Source organism: Nocardia sp. NPDC058244 (assembly GCF_042882065.1).
Classification (GTDB): domain Bacteria; phylum Actinomycetota; class Actinomycetes; order Mycobacteriales; family Mycobacteriaceae; genus Nocardia.
On sequence record NZ_JBHVWX010000001.1, the window covers coordinates 141187 to 166644 of the forward strand.

General features: G+C 69.6%; 25 protein-coding genes. 13 read left to right on the forward strand and 12 right to left on the reverse strand.

Annotation, left to right across the window (positions count from 1 at the left end; translation table 11 throughout):
- Nucleotides 1–21: 21 nt before the first annotated feature.
- Entirely contained in the window at nt 22–1908 is a 1887-nt protein-coding gene (locus ACFVW6_RS00640) for an ABC transporter ATP-binding protein (RefSeq protein WP_378824392.1), read from the reverse strand.
- A 181-nt stretch (nt 1909–2089) separates the two neighbouring features.
- Between ACFVW6_RS00640 and ACFVW6_RS00645 the strand changes: the two genes are divergently transcribed.
- Both ACFVW6_RS00645 and ACFVW6_RS00650 read left to right on the forward strand, forming a co-directional pair.
- Complete coding sequence (locus ACFVW6_RS00645) at nt 2090–5020, forward strand: FAD-binding and (Fe-S)-binding domain-containing protein (protein WP_378824389.1); 2931 nt, start codon at nt 2090–2092, stop codon at nt 5018–5020.
- A 239-nt stretch (nt 5021–5259) separates the two neighbouring features.
- Nucleotides 5260–6207 carry a DNA-3-methyladenine glycosylase family protein gene (locus ACFVW6_RS00650; RefSeq protein WP_378824387.1) on the forward strand — a complete coding sequence of 316 codons (948 nt, stop codon included), beginning with the start codon at nt 5260–5262 and terminating at the stop codon, nt 6205–6207.
- On the opposite strand, the gene ACFVW6_RS00655 is transcribed toward ACFVW6_RS00650, so the two are convergent.
- Nucleotides 6204–6389, reverse strand: a complete 186-nt coding sequence (locus ACFVW6_RS00655) for a hypothetical protein (protein WP_316573056.1) — start codon at nt 6387–6389, stop codon at nt 6204–6206. The two genes, ACFVW6_RS00650 and ACFVW6_RS00655, sit on opposite strands and share 4 nt — an antisense overlap.
- Nucleotides 6390–6592: 203 nt before the next feature.
- On the opposite strand from ACFVW6_RS00655, the gene ACFVW6_RS00660 reads away from it, so the two are divergent.
- Genes ACFVW6_RS00660 through ACFVW6_RS00675 form a run of 4 tightly spaced genes read left to right on the forward strand, consistent with a single transcriptional unit; the run spans nt 6593 to nt 8173 of the window.
- Complete coding sequence (locus tag ACFVW6_RS00660) at nt 6593–7510, forward strand: helix-turn-helix transcriptional regulator (protein WP_355275202.1); 918 nt, start codon at nt 6593–6595, stop codon at nt 7508–7510.
- Entirely contained in the window at nt 7507–7725 is a 219-nt protein-coding gene (locus ACFVW6_RS00665; protein WP_218718371.1) for a DUF397 domain-containing protein, read from the forward strand. Before ACFVW6_RS00660 ends, ACFVW6_RS00665 begins: the two co-directional genes overlap by 4 nt.
- Entirely contained in the window at nt 7722–7937 is a 216-nt protein-coding gene (locus ACFVW6_RS00670; protein ID WP_218718372.1) for a DUF397 domain-containing protein, read from the forward strand. The genes ACFVW6_RS00665 and ACFVW6_RS00670 overlap by 4 nt, the downstream gene beginning before the upstream one ends.
- A 50-nt stretch (nt 7938–7987) precedes the next feature.
- On the forward strand, nt 7988–8173 hold the full coding sequence (locus ACFVW6_RS00675; RefSeq protein ID WP_378825733.1) for a hypothetical protein: 186 nt from the start codon (nt 7988–7990) through the stop codon (nt 8171–8173).
- A gap of 48 nt (nt 8174–8221) precedes the next feature.
- Here ACFVW6_RS00675 and ACFVW6_RS00680 read toward each other — a convergent pair whose 3' ends face one another.
- The 3 genes from ACFVW6_RS00680 to ACFVW6_RS00690 are packed head-to-tail and all read right to left on the reverse strand — an operon-like array spanning nt 8222 to nt 11764.
- Nucleotides 8222–8968 carry a succinate dehydrogenase/fumarate reductase iron-sulfur subunit gene (locus tag ACFVW6_RS00680; protein WP_357341967.1) on the reverse strand — a complete coding sequence of 249 codons (747 nt, stop codon included), beginning with the start codon at nt 8966–8968 and terminating at the stop codon, nt 8222–8224.
- A 2-nt stretch (nt 8969–8970) separates the two neighbouring features.
- The gene (locus tag ACFVW6_RS00685; RefSeq protein WP_365009201.1) at nt 8971–10905 is read right to left on the reverse strand and encodes a fumarate reductase/succinate dehydrogenase flavoprotein subunit; all 1935 of its coding nucleotides are present in this window, start codon (nt 10903–10905) and stop codon (nt 8971–8973) included.
- Between the two features lie 28 nt (nt 10906–10933).
- Entirely contained in the window at nt 10934–11764 is an 831-nt protein-coding gene (locus ACFVW6_RS00690; protein ID WP_355275193.1) for a hypothetical protein, read from the reverse strand.
- Between the two features lie 210 nt (nt 11765–11974).
- Between ACFVW6_RS00690 and ACFVW6_RS00695 the strand changes: the two genes are divergently transcribed.
- The gene (locus ACFVW6_RS00695) at nt 11975–13159 is read left to right on the forward strand and encodes an acetyl-CoA acetyltransferase (RefSeq protein ID WP_355275191.1); all 1185 of its coding nucleotides are present in this window, start codon (nt 11975–11977) and stop codon (nt 13157–13159) included.
- A gap of 62 nt (nt 13160–13221) precedes the next feature.
- Here ACFVW6_RS00695 and ACFVW6_RS00700 read toward each other — a convergent pair whose 3' ends face one another.
- The 3 genes from ACFVW6_RS00700 to ACFVW6_RS00710 form a co-directional block, all read right to left on the reverse strand.
- Nucleotides 13222–13512, reverse strand: coding sequence for a hypothetical protein (locus ACFVW6_RS00700; protein WP_071930967.1), 291 nt, complete (start codon nt 13510–13512; stop codon nt 13222–13224).
- A 192-nt stretch (nt 13513–13704) separates the two neighbouring features.
- Entirely contained in the window at nt 13705–14655 is a 951-nt protein-coding gene (locus tag ACFVW6_RS00705) for an alpha/beta hydrolase (protein ID WP_357341973.1), read from the reverse strand.
- 262 nt (nt 14656–14917) lie between these two features.
- On the reverse strand, nt 14918–16099 hold the full coding sequence (locus tag ACFVW6_RS00710) for an AAA family ATPase (RefSeq protein ID WP_357341975.1): 1182 nt from the start codon (nt 16097–16099) through the stop codon (nt 14918–14920).
- A gap of 108 nt (nt 16100–16207) precedes the next feature.
- Between ACFVW6_RS00710 and ACFVW6_RS00715 the strand changes: the two genes are divergently transcribed.
- From ACFVW6_RS00715 to ACFVW6_RS00725, 3 genes are all read left to right on the forward strand, one after another.
- Nucleotides 16208–16498: a hypothetical protein gene (locus tag ACFVW6_RS00715; protein WP_355275186.1), complete on the forward strand. Its 291-nt coding sequence runs from the start codon at nt 16208–16210 to the stop codon at nt 16496–16498.
- A 327-nt stretch (nt 16499–16825) separates the two neighbouring features.
- A complete protein-coding gene (locus tag ACFVW6_RS00720) occupies nt 16826–17386 on the forward strand; it encodes a C40 family peptidase (RefSeq protein ID WP_355275443.1) in 561 nt (186 codons plus the stop codon).
- Between the two features lie 3 nt (nt 17387–17389).
- Entirely contained in the window at nt 17390–17782 is a 393-nt protein-coding gene (locus ACFVW6_RS00725) for an RNA-binding S4 domain-containing protein (RefSeq protein ID WP_355275185.1), read from the forward strand.
- Here ACFVW6_RS00725 and ACFVW6_RS00730 read toward each other — a convergent pair.
- Complete coding sequence (locus tag ACFVW6_RS00730) at nt 17779–18930, reverse strand: cation:proton antiporter (RefSeq protein WP_378824379.1); 1152 nt, start codon at nt 18928–18930, stop codon at nt 17779–17781. The genes ACFVW6_RS00725 and ACFVW6_RS00730 overlap by 4 nt on opposite strands.
- A complete protein-coding gene (locus ACFVW6_RS00735; RefSeq protein ID WP_218718383.1) occupies nt 18927–19316 on the reverse strand; it encodes a hypothetical protein in 390 nt (129 codons plus the stop codon). The genes ACFVW6_RS00730 and ACFVW6_RS00735 overlap by 4 nt, the downstream gene beginning before the upstream one ends.
- 141 nt (nt 19317–19457) lie before the next feature.
- Here ACFVW6_RS00735 and ACFVW6_RS00740 point away from each other — a divergent pair, with 141 nt between their 5' ends.
- Nucleotides 19458–20399, forward strand: coding sequence for an MBL fold metallo-hydrolase (locus ACFVW6_RS00740; protein ID WP_378824376.1), 942 nt, complete (start codon nt 19458–19460; stop codon nt 20397–20399).
- A 3-nt stretch (nt 20400–20402) separates the two neighbouring features.
- Here ACFVW6_RS00740 and ACFVW6_RS00745 read toward each other — a convergent pair whose 3' ends face one another.
- Complete coding sequence (locus ACFVW6_RS00745) at nt 20403–21332, reverse strand: NAD-dependent epimerase/dehydratase family protein (RefSeq protein ID WP_378824374.1); 930 nt, start codon at nt 21330–21332, stop codon at nt 20403–20405.
- Between the two features lie 160 nt (nt 21333–21492).
- Here ACFVW6_RS00745 and ACFVW6_RS00750 point away from each other — a divergent pair, with 160 nt between their 5' ends.
- A complete protein-coding gene (locus ACFVW6_RS00750) occupies nt 21493–23865 on the forward strand; it encodes a lysylphosphatidylglycerol synthase domain-containing protein (protein WP_378824371.1) in 2373 nt (790 codons plus the stop codon).
- A gap of 4 nt (nt 23866–23869) precedes the next feature.
- Here the strand turns inward: ACFVW6_RS00750 and ACFVW6_RS00755 are convergent, their stop codons facing one another.
- Nucleotides 23870–24382 carry a hypothetical protein gene (locus ACFVW6_RS00755; protein ID WP_378824368.1) on the reverse strand — a complete coding sequence of 171 codons (513 nt, stop codon included), beginning with the start codon at nt 24380–24382 and terminating at the stop codon, nt 23870–23872.
- 301 nt (nt 24383–24683) lie between these two features.
- Here ACFVW6_RS00755 and ACFVW6_RS00760 point away from each other — a divergent pair, with 301 nt between their 5' ends.
- Complete coding sequence (locus ACFVW6_RS00760) at nt 24684–25451, forward strand: GntR family transcriptional regulator (RefSeq protein WP_378824365.1); 768 nt, start codon at nt 24684–24686, stop codon at nt 25449–25451.
- Nucleotides 25452–25458: the final 7 nt, after the last annotated feature.

Below are 25458 nucleotides of genomic sequence, written 5' to 3' on the forward strand. Positions count from 1 at the left end.
CGGGGCCGGCGGGCGCGCTGGTCAGGCCGCGGTGGTGACGGCGACCGGGTCCTCGGCGAACTGAGTCCGGTAGAGCTCTGCGTAGCGGCCGTCGGCGTTGAGCAGGTCGGCGTGCGTTCCGCGCTCGACGATCCGGCCCTGTTCGAGCACCACGATCTGGTCGGCGGAGCGGATCGTGGAGAGCCGGTGCGCGATCACCAGGGCGGTCCGGCCCTGCAGCGCCTCGGTGAGCGCTTCCTGCACCGCCGCTTCGGAGGTGGAGTCCAGCGAGGCGGTGGCCTCGTCGAGGATCACCACGCGGGGCTGCTTGAGCAGCAGCCGCGCGATGGTCAGGCGCTGCCGTTCACCGCCGGAGAGCCGGTAGCCGCGCTCGCCGACGACGGTGTCGAGGCCGTCGGTGAGCGAGTCGACCAGCTCGCCGAGCCGGGCCCGGCGCAGCGCGTCCCACAGTTCGTCCTCGGTGGCCTCCGGCCGCGCCAGCAGCAGGTTCGCCCGGATCGTGTCGTGGAACAGGTGACCGTCCTGGGTGACCAGGCCGACCGTGCGCTGGATCGACTCGGTGGTCAGCTCCCGCACGTCGGTGCCGTTGAGCCGGACCGCGCCGGAGTCGACGTCGTAGAGGCGCGAAACCAGCTGGGCGATGGTCGATTTGCCCGCACCCGAGGAGCCGACCAGGGCGATCAGCTGACCGGGCTCGGCGCGCAGCGACACCTCGTGCAGCACCTCCACCCCGCCCCTGGTGTCCAGGGTCGCCACGTCCTCCAGCGAGGCCAGCGACACCTTGTCGGCCGAGGGGTAGCCGAAGTTCACCCCGTCCAGCTCCACCGCGACCGGACCGTCCGCGACCGGGGCCGCGCCGGGCGCGTCCTCGATCAGCGGCTTCAGGTCCAGCACCTCGAAGACGCGCTCGAAGCTCACCAGCGCCGACATGATCTCCAAGCGCGCGCTGGCCAGCGCGGTGAGCGGGGTGTAGAGGCGGGTCAGCAGCAGCGACAGGGCGACGACCGAACCGGCGTCGAGGCTGCCCTGCAGCGCGTACCAGCCGCCGAGGCCGTAGACCAGGGCCAAGGCCAGCGCGGAGACCAGGGTGAGCGAGGTGACGAAGGTGGTCTGCAGCATGGCGGTGCGCACGCCGATGTCACGGACCCGGGTGGCGCGCACGGCGAACTCCGCGGACTCCTGCTTCGGCCTGCCGAACAGCTTCACCAGGGTGGCGCCCGGCGCGGAGAAGCGCTCGGTCATCTGGGTGCTCATGGCGGCGTTGAGCTGGGCGGCCTCGCGCTGCATGGCGGCCAGGCGGTTACCGGCCCGGCGTGCCGGGATCACGAACACGGGCAGCAGCACGAGCGCGAGCAGGGTGATCTGCCAGGAGATGCTGAGCATGACCGCCAGCGTGAGCGCCAGCGTCACCAGGTTGGTGACCACGCCCGACAGGGTGTCGCTGAACGCGCGCTGCGCGCCGATCACATCGCTGTTGAGCCTGCTCACCAGCGCGCCGGTCCTGGTGCGGGTGAAGAACGCGACCGGCATCTTCTGCACGTGGTCGAACACGGCGGTGCGCAGGTCCAGGATCAGGCCCTCGCCGATCCGGGCGGACAGCCACCGGATGACGATGCCGAGCCCGGCGTCGAGCACCGCCAAGCCCGCGATGACGAGGGCGAGCAGGACCACCGTGCGCGGCGCCGAGCCGCCGACGATGTCGTTGACGACGCGACCGGCGAGCACCGGCGTCGCCACGCCGAGTACCGCGGCCACGATGCTGAGCAGCAGGAACGCCGAGATCCGGCGCCAGTGCGCCTCGGCGAAACGCAGAATGCGCCGCGCGGTGGACAGGCTGAACGGCCGCTCCTCCTCTGGCGCGTTCATCCGCCGGTACATCTGGCTGTAGGCCACCGATTCGATACTCACTGCCGTACTCCTCTTCGCTCCCCACCCATCGAACTCCTGCCCACCGACACTAAAACCTCAACAAAGGTTGACTGCAAATACTTTCCTGGGGCCGCCCGTTCCGCCGACAGCGAAAGTGGGCCGGACGGGGCGGCCCTCCGGCTTCGCTCAGCCGTGCGCCGGTGCTGATTAGGCTGGTCGGGTGGACGACGACCGGAGTGCGGAGCTGCTGGCCGATGCCCTGCGCGGCCGGGTCGACGGCGCGGTCGACGCGTCGGTCCGCCGCCGGGCCGAGTACGCCTCCGACGCCTCCAACTACCGGGTCCGGCCGACGCTGGTGGCGTTCCCCCGCCACGACGCCGACGTCGCCGCGACCGTTGTCTTCGCCCGCGAGCACGGGCTGCCGGTGACCGCCCGTGGGGCGGGCACCTCGGTGGCGGGCAATGCCGTGGGTCGCGGGATCGTGCTCGACTTCAGCAGGCATATGCGGGCCGTGCTCGCGGTCGATCCCGAGGCGCGCACGGCCCTGGTCCAGCCGGGGGTCGTGCTGTCCGACCTGCAGCGACGACTGCGGCCCGACGGGCTGCGGTTCGGGCCCGACCCGTCCACCCAGGACCGCTGCACGCTGGGCGGGATGATCGGCAACAACGCGTGTGGACCGCACGCACTGGCCTGGGGGCGCACCTCCGATCGGGTGCGGTCGCTGCGGGTCGTCGACGGGACGGGTGTCGAGCGGGTGCTCGAAAACGACCTCGGCGTCGTCCCGGGCCTGGCCGGGTTCACCACGACCAACCTCGCCGTGCTGCGCACCGAGCTGGGCCGATTCGATCGGCAGTCGTCCGGCTACGGACTCGAACACCTGCTACCGGAACGCGGTTCGTCGATCGCGAAAGCACTCGTCGGCACCGAGGGCACCTGTGGACTACTGCTCGATGCCGAGATCGACCTCACCCCGCTGCCCGCCGCCACTGTGCTGACGGTGCTCGGCTACCCCGATATCGCCACGGCGGCAGACGATGTCGCCGCCGTCACCGGCTGCGGGCCGATCGCGGTGGAAGGCATCGATGCCGGTCTGGTCGACCGGGTCCGCGCCCATCGGGGCACCGTGCCCGAGTTGCCACGCGGGCGCGGGTGGCTGTTCGTCGAGACGGCGGGGGCGAGCGCGGCGGAGGCGTTCGCGCTGGCCGAGCGGCTGTGCCGGGAAGCGAACGCCGACGACCATCGCATCGTCACCGATCCGGCGGTGGCGGCGGCACTCTGGCGCATCCGTGCCGACGGCGCCGGTCTGGCGGGGCGCACGCCGGACGGCCGACCGGCCTGGCCCGGCTGGGAGGATGCCGCCGTTCCGCCCGCCCGGCTCGGAAACTATCTGCGCGAATTCGCCTTGCTCACTGCGGAATACGAGGTCGATGGGCTGCTGTACGGCCATATCGGCGACGGCTGCATCCACGTCCGCCTCGATTTCCCGATCACCGACGCGCCGCGGCGCTTCCGGTCCTTCCTGTTCGACGCCGCCGAACTCGTGGTGCGCCACGGTGGATCGCTGTCGGGCGAACACGGCGACGGCCGCGCCAGATCCGAACTCCTCGCGGTGATGTACTCCCCCGCCGCCCGTGCCGCCTTCGCCGGCTTCAAAGCGCTGTTCGATCCCGACGACGTGCTCAACCCCGGCGTGCTGGTCGCCCCGGCGCCGGTGGACGCCGACCTGCGCGTCGCCGGTCTCCGGCCGCTGGCCTCGGCGGGTGGCTTCGCGCTCGCCGACGACTCCGGCGATCTGTCCACAGCTGTGCACAGATGTGTAGGAATCGGCAAGTGCCGGGCGGACACTCGCGTCTCCGGCGGCTTCATGTGCCCGTCGTACGCGGCGACCGCCGACGAGAAGGACAGCACCCGGGGTCGCGCCCGCGTCCTCCAAGAAGTCGTCCGCGGTGAACTCGACTGGCGCGCACCGGCAGTCGAGGAATCCTTGGATCTCTGCCTGTCCTGCAAGGCCTGTGGATCGGACTGCCCGGCAGGCGTCGACATGGCCACCTACAAATCCGAGACCCTGTACCGCCGCTACCGAGGCCGTTTCCGTCCCCTCGACCACTACATCCTCGGCCAGCTCCCCCGCTGGCTCCTTGTCGCCCAACGCTTCCCACGTCTGGCCAACACCCTCGCCGCCCGCCCCCTGCTCCGCCGCACCACCATGCGCGCGGTCGGCATCGATCCCCGTCGCGAAGCACCGGTCCTCGCGCCGACCCCATTCCGCCGTATCTGGCAGGACATCGGCGGCAACCACCGCACCGAACCCGCGGTCACCGCCCTCTCGCGCACCCGCCACCACCACCTACTTTCGCACTCCCGGGCCGACACCCCCGCGACCACGAGCGACGCACTGACACCCGCCGCCACCGGGCCCGCGCCGTCGACCGGGCCGGCGGCGGGGAGCGAGCGCACGGTGCTGCTGTGGGTGGATTCCTTCACCGACACCTTCGCTCCGGCGAACGCGATCGCCGCGACGGTGCTGCTCGAAGGGCTCGGTTATCGGGTTCGCATCCCCACGGCTCGGGTCTGCTGTGGATTGACGTGGATCACCACCGGGCAGCTCGACGGCGCGCGCGCTCGGCTGCGGGCCACCGTGGCGGCGCTGGCCGGCCACGTGGCCGCGGGTGGACTCGTCGTCGGGCTCGAACCGTCGTGTACCGCCGCCCTGCGGTCCGACCTGCCGGAACTGCTGGCCGAGGATCCGCGGGCGGCGCAGGTCGCCGGCGCGGTTCGGACGCTGGCCGAGTTCCTCGTCGACCAGCCGGGATGGCGGCCGCCACGACGTACGGGGGAGCGGGTCGTGGTGCAGCCGCATTGTCATCAGCACGCCGTCGGCGGGTTCGCGGCGGAGCGCGAGCTGCTGGCCGCGATGGACGTCAGCGTCGAGGAGCTGGCCGGGTGCTGCGGGCTGGCCGGCAACTTCGGCATGCAGCAGGGGCACTACGAGGTGTCGGTCGCGGTCGCCGAGGGCGCCCTGCTCCCAGCCCTGCGCGCCGCCCCGGACGGGACGACGTTCCTGGCGGACGGCTTCTCCTGCCGGACGCAGGCGGCGCAGCTGGCGAACGTCCGGGGAGTGCCCCTGGCGACGTTCCTGCTCGGCGGCTGACCGGCGCCCGCCCCTCAGCTACCGCCGGGCAAGGTGCCTGGCGCGATGTGGTACCCCGAGCTGCCCGCCGATCCGCTGCCCCACGCCGCCAGCAGCCAGTTGAGTGCGTTGGTGATCATCGGGGTACCTCCTGCATCGAAAGGATGCCTGGCTGTTTGCCAACATGCCCTACATCGCAGTGAACGTGGCGAATATTACGAATGGGCATCGTCGCGATAGCAGTCGCGCACAATGGTCTGGTGCGCGATCAGACCCTCGACCCCGGCCTGACGACGGCCGGGCTGTCCAGGACCGTCCGGTCGAGCCGACCGTTCGACGTCGGGCTCACCGTCGTGCCGCTGCGGCGCGGTGGCGGCGATCCGTGCCACCACGTCGACGCCGCGGGCGCGCACTGGCACGCCTCCCGGATGCCGACCGGGGTGGTCACCTATCGACTCGTCCAGGACGGCCGCGACGGCGCGCACGCGCGCGCCTGGGGCCCCGGCGCGGCGGAGTTCCTGGCCGGGCTGGACCGCATGCTGTGCCTCGAGGAAGACCTGGCCGACTTCGCGCCCGAGCACCCCAAGCTGGTCGAAGCCCATCGCGTGGTGCCCGGCCTGCGGATGCTGCGGACCGGGCTGGTGTTCGAATCGCTCGTGCCCGCGATCCTCGAGCAGAAGGTGCACACCAAGTCCTCGTTCGCGGCCTGGCGCAGCCTGGTCCGTGAGTTCGGCACCGCGGCGCCGGGGCCGGCGCCGGCGGGGCTGATGGTCGCCCCCGACGCCGAGACCTGGCGGCGCATCCCGTCGTGGAAGTACCACCGGGCCAATGTCGGCCCGCAGCGGGCGCAGACCATCGTGCGCGCGGCCAGGGTGGCCGACTCGATCGAGCGCACCGCGCAGCTGTCGCCCGCCGAGGCCGCGCGACGGCTGCGCAGCCTGCCCGGCATCGGTGTCTGGACGGTTGCCGAGACCGCGCAGCGCGCCTTCGGCGACGCCGACGCGCTCTCGGTCGGGGACTACCACCTCGCCGCGACGGTCGGCTGGAGCCTGCTCGGCAGGCCGATCGACGACGACGCGATGATCGAGTACCTGGAACCGCTACGGCCGCATCGCTACCGCGCGGTGCGCCTGCTCGCACTGAGCGGGCAGGCGCACAAACCGAAGTTCGGGCCGCGCACGCCGATCACCGACCACCGGCACCGCTAGCGGATCGCGCGCTGGTCGAGCACGCAGTGCCCGGCGTCGACGAGGGTGGTGCGCGCCCTGCGGCGGACCCGGCACTCGTCGACCGTGCAGTCGAGGTGCAATTGCATTGCGGCATGGGCTTGTTCGGCGTCCATCGGGCCCGGATCGGTGCCGCAACCGAGTAGTGCAGCGGCAATATGCATGTTCACATCGCTCAATTGCATGTCTCCAGGAGAGCACGCAACCGTTCGGCTAACGGCCGGTACGCGCCGATCCCGATATTTAGCGGCGAATTCCCAGCACGGCATCCAACGGGGAGTGCAGGATTCCCCATAGTGGACGAAATCCACCGCCATAGGCGGGGCTGTGGGCTGTGGCGGGTTGCGAGCACAGAAGGAGTGGGGCTGTGGCAGCGAACGCATCGACCGGAGCGGGTGGACCGGCGGCAGGAGTCTCCTCGACGCTGCCGCGCCGTCAGCTCGGCCGCTATCTGCGCGACTGGCGGACCCAGGCGGGTCTGACCATCGCCGAGGCCGCCAAGTTGATGGAATGGGGCGCCAGTACGTTGCAGCGCCTGGAAAAGGGCCAGGCCGACCGGATCCGGACGATCGACATCCACGAGCTGTGCCGGATCTACGGCATCCCGGACGATCTCGCCGAGGGCCTGACCGGCCTCGCGCAGCAGGCGGCCGTCAAGAGCTGGTGGCACGCCTACGGCGATCTGATTCCCGAAAACTTCGATGTCTATGTGGGTTTGGAGGCGTCGGCGCATCGGCTGCGGGCTTATCAGTCCGAATTGGTCCTCGGTCTGCTCCAGACGGCCGACTACGCGCGTGCGCTGAATCAACTGGGCTATCCCAAGGATTCGGTCGACGAGCTCGATCGCCGGGTCGCGTTACGGCTGCAACGGCAGGCATTGATCACCCGCAAGCATTCGCCCGCCGAGATCGATGTGGTTCTGCACGAATCGGTATTGCATCGCATCGTCGGTGATGCAAAGGTGATGGCTGCGCAGTTGCGACATCTTGCCGACGCGAGCACCCGAAGCAATGTGACACTGCGTATCCTGCCGTTTGCCGCCGGTGTTCCACTCGGAGTCTCCACCGGACCTTTCACGGTTCTCGAGTTCGGCACCGACAGCAAGGGGCAACCGGTCGAACCACCGGTGGTGTACGCCGAAGGCTTCACCGGCGATCTCTACCTGGAACGACGCGCGGATGTCAGAAGGTACGACCGGGCTCACGAGTGCCTCCAGCGTCATGCGCTGGATATTCAACCGAGTAGACACCTGCTGCGGCAGGTCGCGAAGGAGTATGTGGCATGAGTTTCGATCTCGTCGACGCACACTGGTTCAAGAGCACGCGCAGCGGCGCGGGCAAGGACTGCGTCGAAGTGGCGTTCCTGTTCGGCGGACGCGTCGGCGTGCGCGACAGCAAGAACCCGGCGGGACCCGCGCTGGTCTTCGACGGCCCGAGCTGGGACGCCTTCACCCAGGGCATCGACAACGGCGCGTTCGCCTGCGCTCTGGGCGCGCGGTGAACAGCAAGCGCACCATCGACACCACCGGCGCGACCTGGCTGCGCGCCGGGACGGCGGGGGAGGGCAGCAGCGTCGAGGTCGCCATGCTGCCCGACGGGTACGTGGCGCTGCGCGACGGCAAGAATCCCGACGGTCCGGTGCTGATCTTCACCCCGAGCGAGTGGACCGCGTTCACCGCGGGCGTGCACGACGGCGAGTTCGATCGCCCTTGATCACGTTTGGATCAAGACGCGGCGGGTAGCCCAGGTATATGGACCGAGGGTTGAAGAAAATGCCGCCCCGGTACCGGAGGCTGGCGCCTGAGGACGGGGTCGAGCGCCTGATCGTGATACTGCTGTTCGCGGTATCGGCGATCGGGATCTATGTGCTCACCGGCTCGTTTCTCTCGGCGCTGTTCATCGGATTACTGGTCGGACTGGTCGCGATGGGGACTGTCGCCGTGCTGTAGACAGTGACGCGCGGGGTACGCAGAGCACGTACCCCGCGGCGTCACCGCCTACCGGCGGAACAGTTTGTTGCCGAGCCAGACAATCGGGTCGTATTTGCGATCGACGACGCGCTCTTTCAACGGAATGAGCGCGTTGTCGGTGATCTTGATGTGTTCCGGGCACACTTCGGTGCAGCATTTGGTGATATTGCAATAGCTCAGACCCGCTTCCTCCTGTGCCATTTCACGGCGATCGGCGGTGTCGAGCGGGTGCATCTCCAGTTCGGTGATGCGCATCAGATAGCGCGGGCCGGCGAAGGCCGGTTTGTTGTCCTCGTGATCGCGGACCACGTGACAGGTGTTCTGGCACAGGAAACACTCGATGCACTTGCGGAACTCCTGCGAGCGCTCCACATCGACCTGTTTCATCCGGTAATCGCCGGGCTTCAGGTCCGCCGGTGGCGTGAAAGACGGGATCTCCCTGGCCTTCTCGTAGTTGAACGAGACGTCGGTGACGAGATCCTTGATGATCGGGAAGGTGCGCATCGGCGTCACCGTGATCACCTCGTCCTGGGTGAAAGTCGACATCCGCGTCATGCACAGCAACCGCGGTCGGCCGTTCACCTCCGCCGAACACGAACCGCATTTGCCCGCTTTGCAATTCCAGCGAACCGCGAGGTCGGGTGCCTGGGTGGCCTGCAGGCGATGGATGATGTCGAGCACCACCTCGCCCTCGTTCACCAGCACCGTGTAGTCCTCCAGGCCACCGCCGTCGAGATCACCGCGCCAGACCCGGAACCGGGCGTCGTACCCCATCGCTACGCCTTTCCCTCGGTCGAGCCGGCCGCCGGATGTTCGGCCAATTCCTGCTCGGTGTAGTACTTCTCGAGTTCGCTCAGCTCGAACAGGGCGAGCAGGTCATCGCGCATCGGTGTCTGATCGGCGGGAGTGACGGTGACCGCCGGGACCTGCCGGTCCCGCGTGGCCGGGTCGACCGCGCAGACCAGCAGCTTGTTGCGCCAGTCCGGATTCATGCCGGGGTGGTCGTCACGGGTGTGGCCGCCGCGGCTCTCGGTGCGCAGCAGCGCGGCCTCGGCGACACATTCGCTGACCAGCAGCATGTTGGCGAGGTCGAGCGCCAGATGCCAGCCGGGGTTGAACGGCCGTTTCCCCTCGACGGTCACCTGGGCGTACCTGGCCCGCAGCTGCGCCAGCTTCTCGATCGCCTCGCGCACCTCGTGTTCCTTGCGGATGATGCCGACCAGGTCGTTCATCGTCTGCTGCAACTCGCTGTGCAGGGTGTACGGGTTCTCGCCCGTGCCCGAGGCGGGCGGATCGAACGGCGCGAGAGCGGTTTTCGCCGCCGCCTCGATATCGGTCTCGGCGGGTGCGGGCCGGTCGGTGAGCTGCTGGACGTAGGCCGACGCGCCGAGTCCGGCCCGGCGGCCGAACACCAGCAGATCCGACAGCGAGTTGCCGCCGAGCCGGTTCGAGCCGTGCATGCCGCCGGAACACTCACCGGCGGCGAACAATCCGGGCACCACCGCGGCGCCGGTATCGGGGTCGACCTCGATACCGCCCATCACGTAGTGGCAGGTCGGGCCGACTTCCATCGGCTCGGCGGTGATGTCGACATCGGCCAGTTCCTTGAACTGGTGGTGCATCGAGGGCAGCCTGCGCACGATCTCGTCGGCGGACATCCGGGAAGCGATATCGAGGTACACGCCGCCGTGCTCGGTGCCGCGTCCCGCCTTGACCTCCTCGTTGATCGCCCTGGCGACCTCGTCGCGGGGGAGCAGGTCGGGGGTGCGGCGCGCGGAGTCGTTGTCGCGCAACCACTGATCGGCCTCGGCCTCGGTCTCGGCGTACTGGCCCTTGAACACCGGTGGGATGTAGTCGAACATGAAGCGCTTGCCGTCGGAGTTCTTCAGGACGCCGCCGTCGCCGCGCACACCCTCGGTGACGAGGATGCCCTTCACGCTCGGCGGCCAGACCATGCCGGTGGGGTGGAATTGCAGGAACTCCATGTTGATCAGCGTCGCGCCCGAGCGCAGCGCCAGTGCGTGGCCGTCGCCGGTGTACTCCCAGGAATTCGAGGTCACCTTGTAGGACTTGCCGATACCGCCGGTGGCCAGCACGATCGCGGGCGCGGTGAACAGGACGAAGCCGCCCGACTCGCGCCAGTAGCCGAAGGCGCCCGCGATGCGTCCGCCGTCGGTGAGCAGCTCGGTGATGGTGCACTCGGCGAAGACCTTGATCCTGGCCTCGTAGTCACCGGTGGCCGCGAAGTCCTCCTGCTGCAGCGAGACGATCTTCTGCTGCATGGTGCGGATGAGTTCCAGGCCGGTGCGGTCGCCGACATGGGCCAGCCGGGGGTAGGTGTGGCCGCCGAAGTTGCGCTGGCTGATCCGCCCGTCCGGCGTCCGATCGAACAGCGCGCCATAGGTTTCCAGCTCCCACACCCGGTCGGGGGCCTCCTGCGCGTGCAGTTCGGCCATCCGCCAGTTGTTGAGGAACTTGCCACCGCGCATGGTGTCCTTGAAATGGGTCTGCCAGCTGTCCTTCTCGTTGGCGTTGCCCATCGAGGCCGCGCAGCCGCCCTCGGCCATCACGGTGTGCGCCTTGCCGAACAGCGACTTGCACACCACCGCCACCGAGAGCCCTTGTTCGCGGGCCTCGATCACCGCGCGCAGCCCGGCGCCGCCCGCCCCGATCACCACGACGTCGTAGTCGTGCCGTTCCACATCTGACATTCGAACTAGCTCCTGGAGTCGACGCGATTCAGTTGACGAACCGCAGGTCCGAAATGGTCTGGCTGGCAACCAGCATCACGTAGAAGTCGGTGAGCACGAGGGTGCCGAGGGTGGTCCAGGCCAGCGCCATGTGGCGGGTGTTGAGCTTGGAGACCTGGGTCCAGAACCAGTACCGCACCGGATGGGCGGAGAAGTGCTTGAGCCTGCCGCCCGCGATGTGCCTGCACGAGTGGCACGACAGCGTGTAGGCCCACAGCAGGATCACGTTGACCAGCAGCACGATATTGCCGAGGCCGAAGCCGAAACCGCCGGTCTCCCCGTGGAACGCGGTGATCGCGTCGTAGGTGTTGATCAGCGAGACCACCAGCGCCACATAGAAGAAGTAGCGGTGCGAGTTCTGGATGATCAGCGGCAGCCGCGACTCGCCGGTGTAGCGCGCGTGCGGTTCGGCGACGGCGCAGGCGGGCGGGGAGAACCACACCGACCGGTAGTAGGCCTTGCGGTAGTAGTAGCAGGTCAGCCGGAAGCCGAGCAGGAACGGCAGCACCACGAAGCCGAGCGGGATCCACATCGGCAGCTCGCCGAACGGGGTGCCGAAGTGGCTCGAGCCGGGAACGCAGGAGTCGCTCAGGCAGGGGGAGTAGAACGGCGTCAGATAGTGGTACTGCGGCACCCAATAGGCCGTGCGCACAAAGGATCTGATCGTCGCGTAGACGATGAAGGCGCCGAGCCCGATCGCGGTGAGCAGTGGTGGCAGCCACCAGCGGTCGGTGCGCAGGGTCCGCGCGGCGATGCGGGCCCTCGTCTTGCTGAACACGCCCGTCCCGGACGACGGGCTGGTGGTCGGTGCGGCACTCACGGTGGATGCCTCGCTGATCTAGGCCGTGCGGCGGTTGATCATTCCCCACCGCGATGGATTGTGATGTGGAGCACCATACGCCTGTGTTCTCGCCGCTCGAGCCGGGTCTCACTCAACCGACCGTTTCACCCTCCGGTGATCTCTGTCACAGCAATAACTCCCGTGACAGCCGGTCACGCCCGTGCAACAAACCTGTGGTGCCCTGTGACGATGAGAAGAGCCGCGATCGTGGCGCCCGTCCGCACGCCGAGTGGCGTGGAGGGCGGTGCGCTGTCCGGGATGCCCGCCGAGTGGTTGGCGACCACGGTCCTCTCGGCCGTGATCGAGCGGTCGGGGATCGACCCGCTACGCATCGAGGACGTCGCGATGGCCTGTGTCGACGGCGGTCTCTCCGACGTGCCCGCGATCGGCGCGCTGGCCGCGCGCGGTGCCGGGCTGCCGTTCGCGGTGCCCGGTTTCCTCACCGACCGGCACGGTGGCAGCGGCTTACAGGCGGTGATCACCGCGGCGATGATGGTGCAGACCGGCGCGGCCGATGTGGTGGTGGCCGGTGGCGTCGAGTGCGCGCCCGCGCAGGCCGGGCTGCCGGGTGGCCGGGAGGGCCTGCACAACGCCGAGCGGCTCGCGCACTACTACGGCATCGACCGCAATGCCGCCGACGAGTTCGCCGTGGCGAGTCACCGGAAGGCGGCGCGGGCCTGGCGGCAGGGCGCGTTCGGCGCCGAGGTGGTGCCGGTCGGCGTCGCCGCGGGGTCGCTCGAGCATCAGATCCGCCGGGACGAGGGCGTTCGCGACGACCTGTCGACGCACACGCTGGCGGGGCTGCGGCCGCTGCTCGCCGACGGCGTCGTCACCGTGGGCAATATGAGTACACACCGGCTCGGCGCGTCGGCCTGCCTGGTCGTCGCCGAGGACCGGCTGGCCGACCTCGGCCTGATCCCGATGGCGTTCCTGGCGGGCTGGGCCGCCGCGGGCTGCGACAGCGAGGGCCCGGCGCTCGGCGCGGCGCCCGCGGTGGCGAAGCTGCTGGCCCGCACCGGCTGCTCGCTCGACGAGGTCGACCTGCTCGAGATCAACGAGGGCTACGCGGTGGAGGTGCTCGCCCTGGCCACCGAATGGGAGATCGATCCGCACGACCGGCTGAATGTGAACGGCTCCGATATCGCCCTCGGGCACCCGGTCGGCGCCACCGGCCTGCGGATCATGACGACGATGCTGCACGAGCTGGGCCGCACCGGCGGCCGCTACGGCCTGGAGGCCATCGCGCTCGGCCACGACCACGGCATCGCGGCGCTGTTCGAATCGGCCGATTCCGACGAGCCGACGGAGACCCCGCGCGGGGCCAGGTTCCACGGCGTGCGTCCCGGGCGCCGGTTCGGCAGGCATCGCGCCTGACAGGGGTCGGCGCGGCGACCCTGGGTGGCAGGACCGCCGCGCCGGTGAACAGGTCTGACTGTTTACTTGGTTCTCGGCCGGGAGTGGAAACCCAGGCCCTCGTCCTGAGCGCCCATCCAGGCGGCCTCGTCGGACTTGCTGTCCGGTACGTAGATCGGTTCGGACCTGCGTGGGACGGCGAGCTCCGGCGGTGGCGCCTGCTCGAACTCCTCGGCATCGATGACGAGCCGCTCCAGGTCGTTCTCCAGCCGGCGCACGGTGGCCGCGTCGCCGTAGTTGGAGCGCAGTGCGCCGATCGATTGCCGGAGTTGGCCGACCGCGTAGCGCAGTTCCGCGATATCGCTGCGTGTCATCGTTACCTCCTGTGTATATGGCGGGCATACCGACTCGTCGGATCACCTGGCACGCCCGTGAACTCCCGGGCCGCACTGCACCGAGCCGTGTGACTCACCACACAACGTGATCTCCACCACAATAACCGAGCTTTTCGGTTTGCGCCCGAAGTTGGCCCGGATCGCACGATTGCCGTCCGGTAACTCCGGGTCTCAGCCCGCGACCGCGTAGTGCTTGCGGACCCCCGCGGCGGCGCGTTCGACGAGCGCCGCGATCGACCCGGCGACCTCCTCGGCGCGCTCGAGGATGACGCTGTGTCCCGCCCCCTCGATCCGCACCAGCTCGGCGCCCGCCAGTTGCGAGGCCAGCACCACCGAGTGGGTGAACGGCACCATCAGATCGGCCGAGCCGGCCAGCACCAGCGCGGGCAGGTCGCCCAGCCGGGCCAGGGTGCGCGCCTCGTCGAAGGTCAGCAGCGAGCTGAGGAACCCCGACATCGTCAGCAGCGGCGTCTCGTTCAGGATCGCGGTCGCGACCGCGGCGACCCGGGGATTCACCCGGCGCGTTCCGGTGGCCGCCTCACGGATCAGCGGCCCGAAGATCCAGCGCGAGAAGCGCTTCGAGGCCTGCATCACCCGGGGCGCGCGCAGCACCGCGTGCTGGAGGGAGGCTACGGCGTGCCGGTTGAGCAGCCGGCCGAGACCGACCTCGGTGATCCCGCCCGCCGCGCCCGCGATCAGCCCGATCCCGGCGACCCTGGTGCCGATCGCCGCGGGGAACAGCCGGGCGTAGGCCAGCAGCACCATCGCGCCCATCGAGTGCCCGACCAGCACCACCGGGCCGTTCGGCGCGATCGCCCGTAGCACCGCGTCGAGGTCGGTGGCCAGCTGATCGATGGTGTAGGTCGCGTGGTCGGCGTGGCCGGATTCGCCGTGGCCGCGGTGGTCGTAGAAGACCATCCTGGTCTCGGCGTCCCAGTGCCGGAGCAGGTGCTCGCGCAGGAACGCCCAGGACTCGGTGTGCAGGCAGTGGCCGTGGACGAAGACGACGGTCAGCGCAGCGTCGGCGGCTCCGAAGGTGCGGACCGCGATCGGCACACCGTCGTCGGTGACGACGGTGGCGCGCCGGCCGACGAGATCGGTGGTGGCGAACGACTTCGACATAGCGGCCTCCCGCGGTTCTGGAGCGCTGGCCGCGGCCCGCCGGGGAGGTGGGCCGCGTACTGAGTGTTTCGACTCTGATTTCCGGCCCGTTAGCCCGCCAATCCTGGCGTTATCCAGCCGATGCGCAACCGAATCCGGGCGACCACTCGCCGTTATGCAGGAGATTCTTCGGGTATCTAGTCCTCAGGCTAGAAATCCGTAGATCATCGTCGACAGGGTTGTCTTCGGCTTTCTGTCGAAACTGCTAGAAAGCGGCAGAGAGCTATACGCTCCGGAGATACCGGCCGAAGTGCGGGACCGTGAACCCGATCGTGCCGCGCTCGGCCGAGTAGATCAGGCCCTTCTTGATCAGGCCGTCGCGCGCGGGGGAGACCGAGGCGGGCTTGCGGCCGAGCTCGGCGGCGACCGCCGAGGTGGCGACCGGGCCGTCGTCGCCGGCCAGGTCGGCCATCGCGCGCATGTACTCGCGCTCGGCGGGTGTCGCGCGTTCGTACCGGGAGCCGAAGAACCCGACCGCCAGTTCCTCCTCGGCGGCGGGCGCGGCCACCTCGACGTCCTCGGCGGTGATCGGGCTGTCCGGTGCCTGGTCCCACGCCGCCTTGCCGTAGGCCTGCACGAAATACGGGTAGCCGTCGGCCTTCTGGTAGAGCGAGTCGAGCGCGTCCTCGGTGAACTTCACCTCTTCGCGCTCGGCCGGGGCGATCAGCGCGAGGTCGGCCGCCTGCCGGTCGAGCCGGTCGATGCGGTGATAACTGAACAGTCGCTCCGAATAGCTCTTGGAGGCCGACAGCACCGCGGGCAGATGCGGCAGCCCGGCGCCGACGACGATCAGCGGCGCGCCGTCCTGGCTCAGCTCGTGGCAGGCGCCGCAGATCGCCGACACGTCGGCCGGGCCGAGATCCTGCATCTCGTCGATGAAGATGCCGATCCCGACGCCGATGTCGGCGGCCAGCGCCGCCGCCTCCTTGAACAGCTCGATCAGGTCGATCTCGATATCGCCCGAATCGGCGCGGCCGGTCACCGCGGGCACGTCGATGCCGGGCTGCCAGCGTTCGCGCATGCCCTTGTCGGCGGTGGCGCGCAGGGCGAAGGCCTTGAGGATGCCGAGGAAGTCGTCGACGTGTTCGGGATTGCGATGCGCCATCGCGATCGCGCGCACCGCCATGTGCAGCGCCGAGGACAGCGGCCTGCGCAGATCCTGGTCCGGCCGCGCCTCGATCTTGCCGGTGCCCCAGCCGCGCGAGATCGCCGCCGAACGAAGCTGGTTGAGCAGCACGGTCTTTCCGACCCCGCGCAGTCCGGTGAGCATCACGCTGCGCTCCGGCCTGCCCCTGGCCACCCGCTCGAGCACGATGTCGAAGGCGGCGAGTTGCTTGTCGCGCCCGGCCAATTCGGGTGGACGTTGGCCGGCGCCGGGAGCGTAGGGATTGCGCACGGGGTCCATGCCGGACAACCGTAGCGCGGATCGGCAGGGGAATCTCGGTAACTCTGGGCTGTGTCCTAGATACTGCTAGCGAACCGGAGACATCGAGTCGACAGCGAACGGAGCGGCATGGCCGAGGAACCCCAGCGGAACGCGCACGGTGAGCCGATGGTGACGTCGACGGCCGCCTACCTCGACGCGCTGCGGCTGCCACCGGACGCGCACCTGACCGAGTCGATCCGGGTGTTCCTGCGCGCCGCCGTCTCCGAGCCGGGTGCCGACGACCTGCAGACGATGTCGGCCATGGCGCTGGGTCCGCTGCTGATCGCCGTCGGCAGGCTGGAGGTCGATCTGGCGGACGCGCGCACCCGCGTCGCCGAGCTGGAACGGGCGCTCGGACGCCGCGACGGACACCGCTGATAACGATCGGCGCGCGGGTGTAACGACTCGTGACCCGTGGCGACACGCCGGCAGAAGGCTCTTGTTCAGGGCTTTCGCGGATGCGGGAAAACAACTTGCGTGCTTCGCTGGACAGCTTCCATCACAGGCCGTAATCTTCTCGTGACTTAGTGGAGTCTGTCGCTTCGTCAGAGAAACGGCGCCATTGAGTCACCGCCGAATAGTTGTCGTCGCCAAGCGATTCCGACGACCGGTGGTGGAGCAGCAAGAGGGAGACTCGTCTCGGTGGGTAAACACAGCTTGCAGCGGGATTCTCGTCTGCCGAATTCCGTCAAGGGTGCCCTCGTCATGGGTGCGGTGGCCGCCACGACCGGTGCGATGCCCGCGATCTCGCAGGCCGCCACGATCAACATTCCCGGCCTCGGTAACTTCGATCTGCCGCCGGAGCTCGAGCAGCCCGCGCAGCAGGTGGAGAAGCAGCTTCAGGCGATGGTCGCGCCGCAGGGCCAGGCCGCCCCGCAGCTGCCGAGCGTCACCTTCGACAACCCCTTCCAGCAGCAGCAGTCGGCGGGCAACGTCGCGCTCGACGCCGCGCGGACCAAGCTCGGCGCGGTCTACAGCTGGGGTGCCGCGGGCCCGTCGAGCTTCGACTGCTCCGGCCTCGTGCAGTGGGCGTACCGCCAGGCCGGTATCGAGCTGCCGCGTACCAGCTTCGAGCAGTCGCACGTCGGCGCGCCGGTGTCCTTCGACAACCTGCAGGCCGGTGACATCGTCATCACCAACGGTGGCGGCCACGTCGGCATCTACGCGGGCAACGGTCAGCTGCTGAACGCGGTGCAGTCGGGCACCCCGGTGTCCTACACCCACCTCAGCGCCGACGACGTCGTCACGGCTCGCCGTATCGTCTAAGGGGTGACCCCCGCAGAACAACGTTCCACCACCCAGGCCCGTGTGGACTCCTGGACCTGGGCGGTTCGATTGTTCAAAACGCGCTCGGCCGCGGCGGAAGCCTGCCGCGCCGGACACGTGCGGATCAACGGCGTCACCGTCAAGCCCGCGCAGCAGGTGAAGCTCGGCGACGAGGTGCGGATCCGGCACGCCGGACTCGAGCGCATCGTGGTGGTCGAGCGGATCATCCACAAGCGCGTCGGACCACCGATCGCCGCGCAGTGCATGATCGACCGCAGCCCGCCGCCACCGCCGAAGGAAGTCCTCGCCTCGATCCCGCAGCGCGAGCGCGGCGCGGGCAGGCCGACGAAACGCGAACGCCGCGAAACGGATCGACTGATGGGCCGTACCGACTAGCGCGACTCTGACTCAGCGCTACGCGGTGCCTTCGCCGCCAGTCTGCTCGCCGCGATCGTCGCGAGGCCGATCGTGCACAGGGTGGCCAGCATGATCGCCGACCCCTCGCCGGGCACCAGCACGCCCAGCTGGCTGCCCACCGTCACCGCGGCGACCGGTACCCCGATCTGCGCCGCCGCCAGCGTGCCGTAGGCCAGCGGCTGACCGACCAGGCGCGCCGTCCAGTGCACCACGACCGCGCCGACGCCGAGCGCGATCCCGAGCAGGATCAGCTCCGGATGCGCACCCAGCTCGCGCAGATCCAGCCGCGCCCCGAGCCAGACGAAGAACAGCGGTGCCAGCAGCCCGTCGCTGATCGCGAACACCTGCTTGGCCACTCGCCGTGGCTCGCCGATCCCGGCCACCGCCAGCCCGGCCGCGAAGCCACCGAGCATGATCGAGACGTGCATCGTGCTGGCCACGCCGCACAGCAGGAAGACCAGCACCAGGCTCACCCGCAGTTCGAGGGTGAACTTGCGCTCCTCGGACACCTCGTGCACCTGCCGCCGCGCACCGGTCTTCTCCAGATACCGCAGGATCAGGAACATCACGCCGGCGCAGGCGGCGACGACCACCGCACCGATCGCGGCCCGCAGCGCGTTGTCCGGATCGATCACCAGGGGCAACGCGACGATGCAGGCGGTGTCGGCGATGGCGACCTGCGCGGTGAGGGCGAGGACCGGTGGCCCGCTCAGCTTCAGCGAGTCGATGATCGGCAAGGCCATCGCCGCCGAGGACGACGCCATCAGCACCGCGTAGATCGCGGCGTGGCCGATGCCGAACGCCTGCGCCATGGCCCAGCCCGCGACCGCGGCGACGACGCCGACCAGCACCGCCCGCACCACGCCGGCGCCGAGCGCGCCGCGCACGGCGGGGTCGCGCACCGGCACGTGCGTGCCCGCCGCGAACATCACCAGCGCGAATCCCATGTCGGCCAGGAACATGAAGATCGGATCGCTCGCGTCCAGGATCTGCAAACCCGTCGTACCGAAGATGATCCCGGCCAGCAGTTCACCGAGGATGACCGGCAGATGCAGCCGCTTCGGCAGCGCGAGCAGTGGCCCGATCACCCCGAGCGCGACGATCAGCGCCAGGGTCGCGAAGGTCACGGCATCGCGGCGATCTTGGCGGGGATCTCGGCGTTCTCGTCGGCGAAGTAGAGCGCGCAGACCCGGTGGTACCCGTCGGCGATCAGCATCGGCACGTTCTTGCGGCAGTCACCGCGGACCAGCAGGATCGGCGAGAGCTTCTTGCCCTCGTTGATCTTGAGCAGGTCCTTGCGCACGTGCGGGTTGTCCGGGGTGAGGGCCTCGAGTTGGGAGGCGCGCAGGATGTCCTTCGCCTTCTTCACGACCACCGGCGCGCTGCGGAGATCGGCGACGATCGCCTCGACCACCGTCGCGTCGCCGAGCAGCTCGAGATAGTCGGCGGCGGCCGGGTAGTCGTGTTCCTCCGGGGTGGCCTTCCACTGCACCTGGATGATTTGGTCTGCCATCGAATCATCATCCGCCGCTGGTGCCCGGTTAGCGGGAGAGTCGCTGGATGTTGTCGTTTGTTTGCGCGATCGGTATCCGGGCGCCCGGCCCCGAAAAGTACGCGGTGGTCGGGTTGTGGGCGATCGCCTACGGTGGCAACTATGGGTGAGCGCAGGACGATGTTATCGACGCTTCTCGCCTGCTGTGTCGCTGTCGTCGCGACGGTGCCGCGGCTGCTGTGGCCGCGTGCCGCCGACCACGCGTTCCTGGCCGCGCTCGAGTCGGCGCCGCTGCCGAAGGCGCGCGCGACCGTCGCCCTCACCGCGCTCGTCCAGGCCGAGATGTCCGCGCCCACAGCGATCGTCGCGGAGGGCGCGCGGACGCTGCGGTCGACGCCGCTGACCATGTCGACCTTCCTGGTGCGGCACCCGTCGGCCACCTTCCTGGTCGATCCGGCGATCTGCGCCGGCGTGCACGAGCGGGTGCTGCCCGAGCTGCCGTTCCCCGTCCCGCTGCTGGTCGCGCCCGATCAGCCGGTCCGCGGCCTGAGCGAGGTGCTCGCCGCGCACGAGCTGACCGGCGCCGACATCGATTTCGTGCTGCCGACGCACCTGCACTGGGACCACGTCGCCGGGCTCTACGAGCTGCCCGGCTGGGTGCCGATCCGGGTGCCCGGCGTCGAATACCAGTGGGCGATGGGTGGATCGCAGGCCCCGCTCGGGGTCGCCAGGGGTCCGCTGCGCGGTCGCGTCTTCGACCTCTACGAGCTCGACGGACCGCCGGTGCTCACCTTCACCCGCAGCCACGACCTGTTCGGCGACGGCTCGGTCGTGCTGGTCGACCTGGCCGGGCACACGCCGGGCAGCATCGGCGTGCTGCTCGCCGTCGACGACGGGTCGCGGGTGCTGCTGGCGGGCGACGCGGTGTGGAGCACCCTGCAGGTCGAGCTGCTGCGGGAGAAGGCCCCGCTGCCGGGCGACCTGCTCGACGACGATCGCGACGCCGCCTTCGAGACCCTGCACCGCCTGCACGCGCTGCCCGAAGACATCGAGCTGATCCCCGGCCACGATCGCGCCGCCGTCACCGCCCGCGCGCCGCGCTGAGCCTCAGCGCGCGGCCAGGCCGGCGGCCACGCTCGGGTAGCGCGGCCGCCAGCCCAGTTCCTCGTGGGCCAGCGCGCTCGAGATCCGCATCGACGTCTCCGTCATCAGCGCCCCGATATAGGGCACGGCCAGCCGGATCAGCCACGCGGGCAGCCGGATCGGGCGGGGCGTGCCGTGGCTGCGGGCGACCTCGGTGAGGAATTCGCGCCAGGTGATCGGGGTGTCGTCGGCCAGGTTGTAGGCCCGGCCCGGGGTGCCGCGTTCGAGCGCGGCGACGGTCGCGGCGGCGGCGTCCTCGACGTGGATCCAGCTGTTGACGCCGCCGGACCCGAGCGGCCCGACCGGCGTGTGCTTGCGCATCATGTCGGCGAACAGGTCGCTGAACGCGCCGGGCCCGTAGAACAACCCGTACCGCAACGCGATGCCGTCCACGCCCGGCGTCTCGAGCACCTGCTGCTCGCCAGCGACGGTCGCGCGCACCACCTCGTCGGCGACACCGCCGGTGCACACCCCGAACGGATCGCTCTCGGTCAGCGGCCGGTCACCGTGATCGAGGTAGCCGTAGCCGAGGATCAGCGACTGGGTGACGAAGCGGCCGGCGCCGACCAGCTCGGCCGCGGCGAGCAGATTGGCCGTGCCTGCGGTGCGCAGCAGACCGGTCGGGTCGTCGGCGGGAATCCGGCGCTGCACCTTTGCATCGCGCAGCGCGGTCGCCTCGTGGATCACGGCGTCGGCCGCGGTCCCGTCGAGCGCGCGCAACAGCCCGTCGCGATCGAGCACGTCGGCGGTGACCGGCTCGGCGCCGAGTTCGCGCACCAGCGGATGGGCGCCGGGACTGCGCACGATGGCCGAGACCTGGTGCCCGTTCGCGGTCAGCGCGCGGATCAGCGGACGACCGATGGCGCCCGTGGCGCCTGCGAGCAGAACCTGCATGGGAGTTCCTTCCGGCGGAGTGAGTGTTTCCCTGCTTCCTGGACGAATCGGGCCGCGGCGATGTGACGGTCTGTGACGGGCTTCACCCGGTGTACGGTGACCGGGAATTGGGCCGATGTCACGGCGGGTCGACGGCGTGTCGGTGTGTATCGTGCGGCTCATGCGAGTCGACGGTCGGGAGATCCCGGTCACGGGAAGTCTCCTGCAGCCGCTGATCCGACGTACCAGCGACATCATCCGGGTCGTGCTGGCCGCGCTCGGGGTCGGTGTGGTGATCGCGGGCTCGCTGATCACCCGGCCGGAGTGGTTGGCGCTGGAACGTTCGGTGTCCAGAATCGTCGACTTCCTCAGCCCGGATCAGTCCACCCTGGTGTACCTGGTCTACGGCATGCTCATCCTCGCGCTGCCGTTCGCGATCCTGATCGAACTGGTGTTGCGCAGGCAGTGGAAGCTGCTGGCGGGCTATGCCGCGGCCGGGATGTTCGCGGTCCTCGCGCTCTCGATCACCGGGTCCGGCATCTCCACGCCGAAATGGCATATGCCGGTGCCGGATCGCTTCGACACCTTCCTCTCGCAGTTCCTCGACGACCCGCGCTGGATCGCGATGCTCGCGGCCATGCTCACCGTCTCCAGCCCGTGGTTGCCGCCGCGGCCGCGGCGGTGGATGTGGTTCCTGCTGTTGATGTTCGCGCCCATCCACCTGGTCGTCAGCTCGGTGGTGCCCGCGCGGGCCATGCTCGGCCTGGTGGTCGGCTGGCTGGTCGGCGCGGTGATCGTCTGGCTGGTCGGCACCCCTGCGCTGGAGGTGCCGCTGGAAGCGGCGGTGCGGGTGCTGGCCCGGCGCGGCTATACCGTGCGGGCCTTCCGGGTCGACCGGCCCGCCGGGCGCGGTCCGCTGCTGCTGGGGACCGAGGTCGACGGGCCGGAGTCCGAGATCGTCGTCGAGATGTACGGCCGCGATCAGCGCAGCTTCGGCGCGATCAGACAGCTGTGGCGCTGGATCACCTTCCGTTCCAGCGAGACCGCCCCGCTGCACGGTTCGATGCATCGGGCGGTGGAGCACCGGGCGCTGATGGGCATCGCCATCGGTGACGTCGGCATGGCCGACTGTCACCAGGTCGCCGTCGCCGGCCTGGACCGTGGCTGGATGCTGTACGCGCACACCGTCCCGCACGGCACCCCGATCCGGAAGTTGTCCGCGCAGGTGCTGCCCGGGGTGTGGCGTTCGCTGCTGCGCCTGCACGAGAACCAGATCAGCCTCGGTGATCTGCAACCCGACAATGTGCGAGTCCACCAGGGCGACACCCTGTTCGGCGGTTTCGCCTTCGCCGAGTTCGGCGCGGCCGACGCGCAGCGCCAGACCGACATCGCCCAGCTGCTGGTCGCGACGACCTCGCTCTACGGCAAGCACGAGGCGGTGTCGGCGGCGATCGAGGTGCTCGGTGAGGCCACGGTGATCACCGCGGCCCGGCGCCTCACCAAATCGGCCATGCCGACCGGCATCCGCAAGTCGGTACCACAGTGGACCAAGGTCATGGCGACCGCGCGCGAGGAGATCCGCGAGCAGACTGGCCACGATCGGATCCGCCCCGAACAGCTCACCCGCTTCACCCGCAACCAGATCATCCAGCTGGTGCTGCTGGTGGCCCTGGTCTACGTGGCGTATCCGTTCTTCAGCCAGGTGCCGACCTTCTTCAGCCAGCTGCGCACGCTGAACTGGTGGTGGGCGCTGCTCGGCCTGGTGATCTCGGCGCTCACCTATGTCGGCGCGGCCGTGGCGCTCGGCGCCTGCGCGGACTGGGTCGTGCGGTTCCGCGACCTGTTCCTGGAACAGCTGGCCAACACCTTCGTCGCGACCACCACGCCCGCGGGCGTCGGCGGGCTGGCGCTGAGCGTGCGCTTCCTGCAGCAGGCCGGGATGACGACCATGCGGGCGACCGCCGCGGTGGCGCTACAGCAATCGGTGCAGGTCATCACCCATCTCGTGCTGCTCGTCGTCTTCAGCGTGGTGGCGGGCACGTCGACCAACCTCGCGCACATCGTGCCGGACGCGACCGTGCTGTACCTGGCCGCCGGCGTCGGGGTCGGCCTGATCGGCGCGTTCATGTTCGTGCCGACGCTGCGCCGCTGGGTGAATCAGTCGGTGCGCCCGCAGCTCAAGGAAGTCCTCGGCGAGCTCGTCGACCTGGCCCGCAATCCCGTCCGGTTCTCGATGATCGTCGGCGGCTGCGGCGCGATCACCCTCGGACAGGCGCTGGCGCTGTGGGTCAGCGTCGAGGCCTTCGGTGGCGGAACCGATTTCGTCGCGGTCACCATCGTCACCATGATCGGTGGCACGCTGGCCTCGGCCGCGCCGACACCGGGTGGCGTCGGCGCGGTCGAGGCGGCGTTGATCGGTGGTCTGGCCGCCTTCGGCGTTCCCGCCGAGATCGCGGTGCCCGCCGTACTGCTCTACCGCGTGCTGACCTGCTGGATTCCCGTCGCCCTCGGCTGGCCGATCATGCGCTGGATGGGCGAGAAGCAGATGATCTGAGCGATCAGTCCGCGCGCAGGGCGATCACCAGTCCGTCCTTGGTGCACACCGACGGGGTGGCGGCGTCGGGCTGGGCATTGCACTGCCACCCGTCGACCACGACCGAATCCGACGGGCTGATCGTGGTGACGTAGCTGGTGGCGACGTTGATCGCCACGGTGCAGCCGGGCCGTCCCGCCGCGTTGCCGACCGCGATGACGGTGCGGCTGTGTCCACCCGCGTCGGTGACCGGGCCGCAGTCCACGTCCACGGGCAGCGGCGATGGCGTGGGCGCGACATCGCTGGTGGTGGTGACCGGGGGTGGTTCCGGGGAGGGCGACGGTGTCGGGCTCGGTGATGGCGGCGGCGCGATCGAGGTGCCGGTGGGGTCCGCGTGGGTGGTGGTGGGTGCGGCCGTCGTCATCGTCGTGCTCGTCGCGGGTGCGGCGTGGTCGTCGTTGTTGTCGCTACAACCGGACAGGCCCGCGAGCACGACGAGTCCGGCGGCGGCGGTGGTCGCGAGCCGAGTGGGTTTCACGCCAACCTCCAGTAGATGTTTAACTCCCCAGTTGCTGGCGTATTCAATCATGGTGGCGCGCAATGCTGTCTGATCCACGCGGGGGAGCGGCGCCTCGTGTTTTCCCCGCCGTGCCCGCGCGCTACCGGGAATTCCTGGTGTTGCCGGTGGCTTGCCGATCAGGCCGTACGGTCGGTTCCAATGGGCGATCGGCCGTCGGACGTGAACCGCCCCACAGCCGCCGCTGGTACGTGCGGGGTGCGGTTCGAGCGCATAAACTGTCTGGGACGTAGCCGGATGATGACCGAGAGGTGTTGTTTCGATGGGATCCCGGACGGTGGTCGCCGACGTCGCCGACGAATTGGCGCGCCGGGTCGCGACCGGTGAGTACCGGCCCGGCGATCTGATGCCGTCGGTCCGCCAGGTCGCCGACGAGTTCGGGATGAACCGGGCCACCGCGCAACTCACCCTGGGCCGGCTCGAGTCCTACGGCTTCGTCGAGGCTCGCCGCGGCAAGGGCTTCACCATCCGCGATGTCCGAGAGGAGGGCGGCATGGATGTCTACCGGCATCTGTTCCGGTTCTCCGTCACCGCGCCCGCTGTGGCCGCGGAGATGTTCACCGACATCGTCGAGGTGGAGCGCGGCATCGTGCTCGAGGCGTTGCTCGGCTACACCGCCGCCGAGAAGGTCCTCGATTCCGCCGAGCTGGCCGCGGCCGTCGACGAGCTCGAGGCGATGGCCCGGCAGAGCGTGCCCGACCACGTCCGGATCATCACCGCCGAGATCGCGCTGGTGCGCAGGGTGCTCGGCGTGCTCGGGATGAGCATGCAACGCGCCGTGCTGAACTCGGTCGCCGACATGGTCGTCGAGGTGCCCGAGGCGGTCGCCGCCTACTTCGCCGTCGCCGCCGATCTGCACGTGCTCGTCTGGCGCGCGCTGCTCGCGGTGTGGGACGCCGACTCGGACCCGACCGAGGCGCAACTGGCCCTGTTCGAGGACCTGTTCGCGCTCTACCACGAGAAGGTCATCGCCCGCTTCGACGAACTCGTCGGCGCGACACCGGCCGACGCCACGGCCGCCACCGCCTGACCGAATT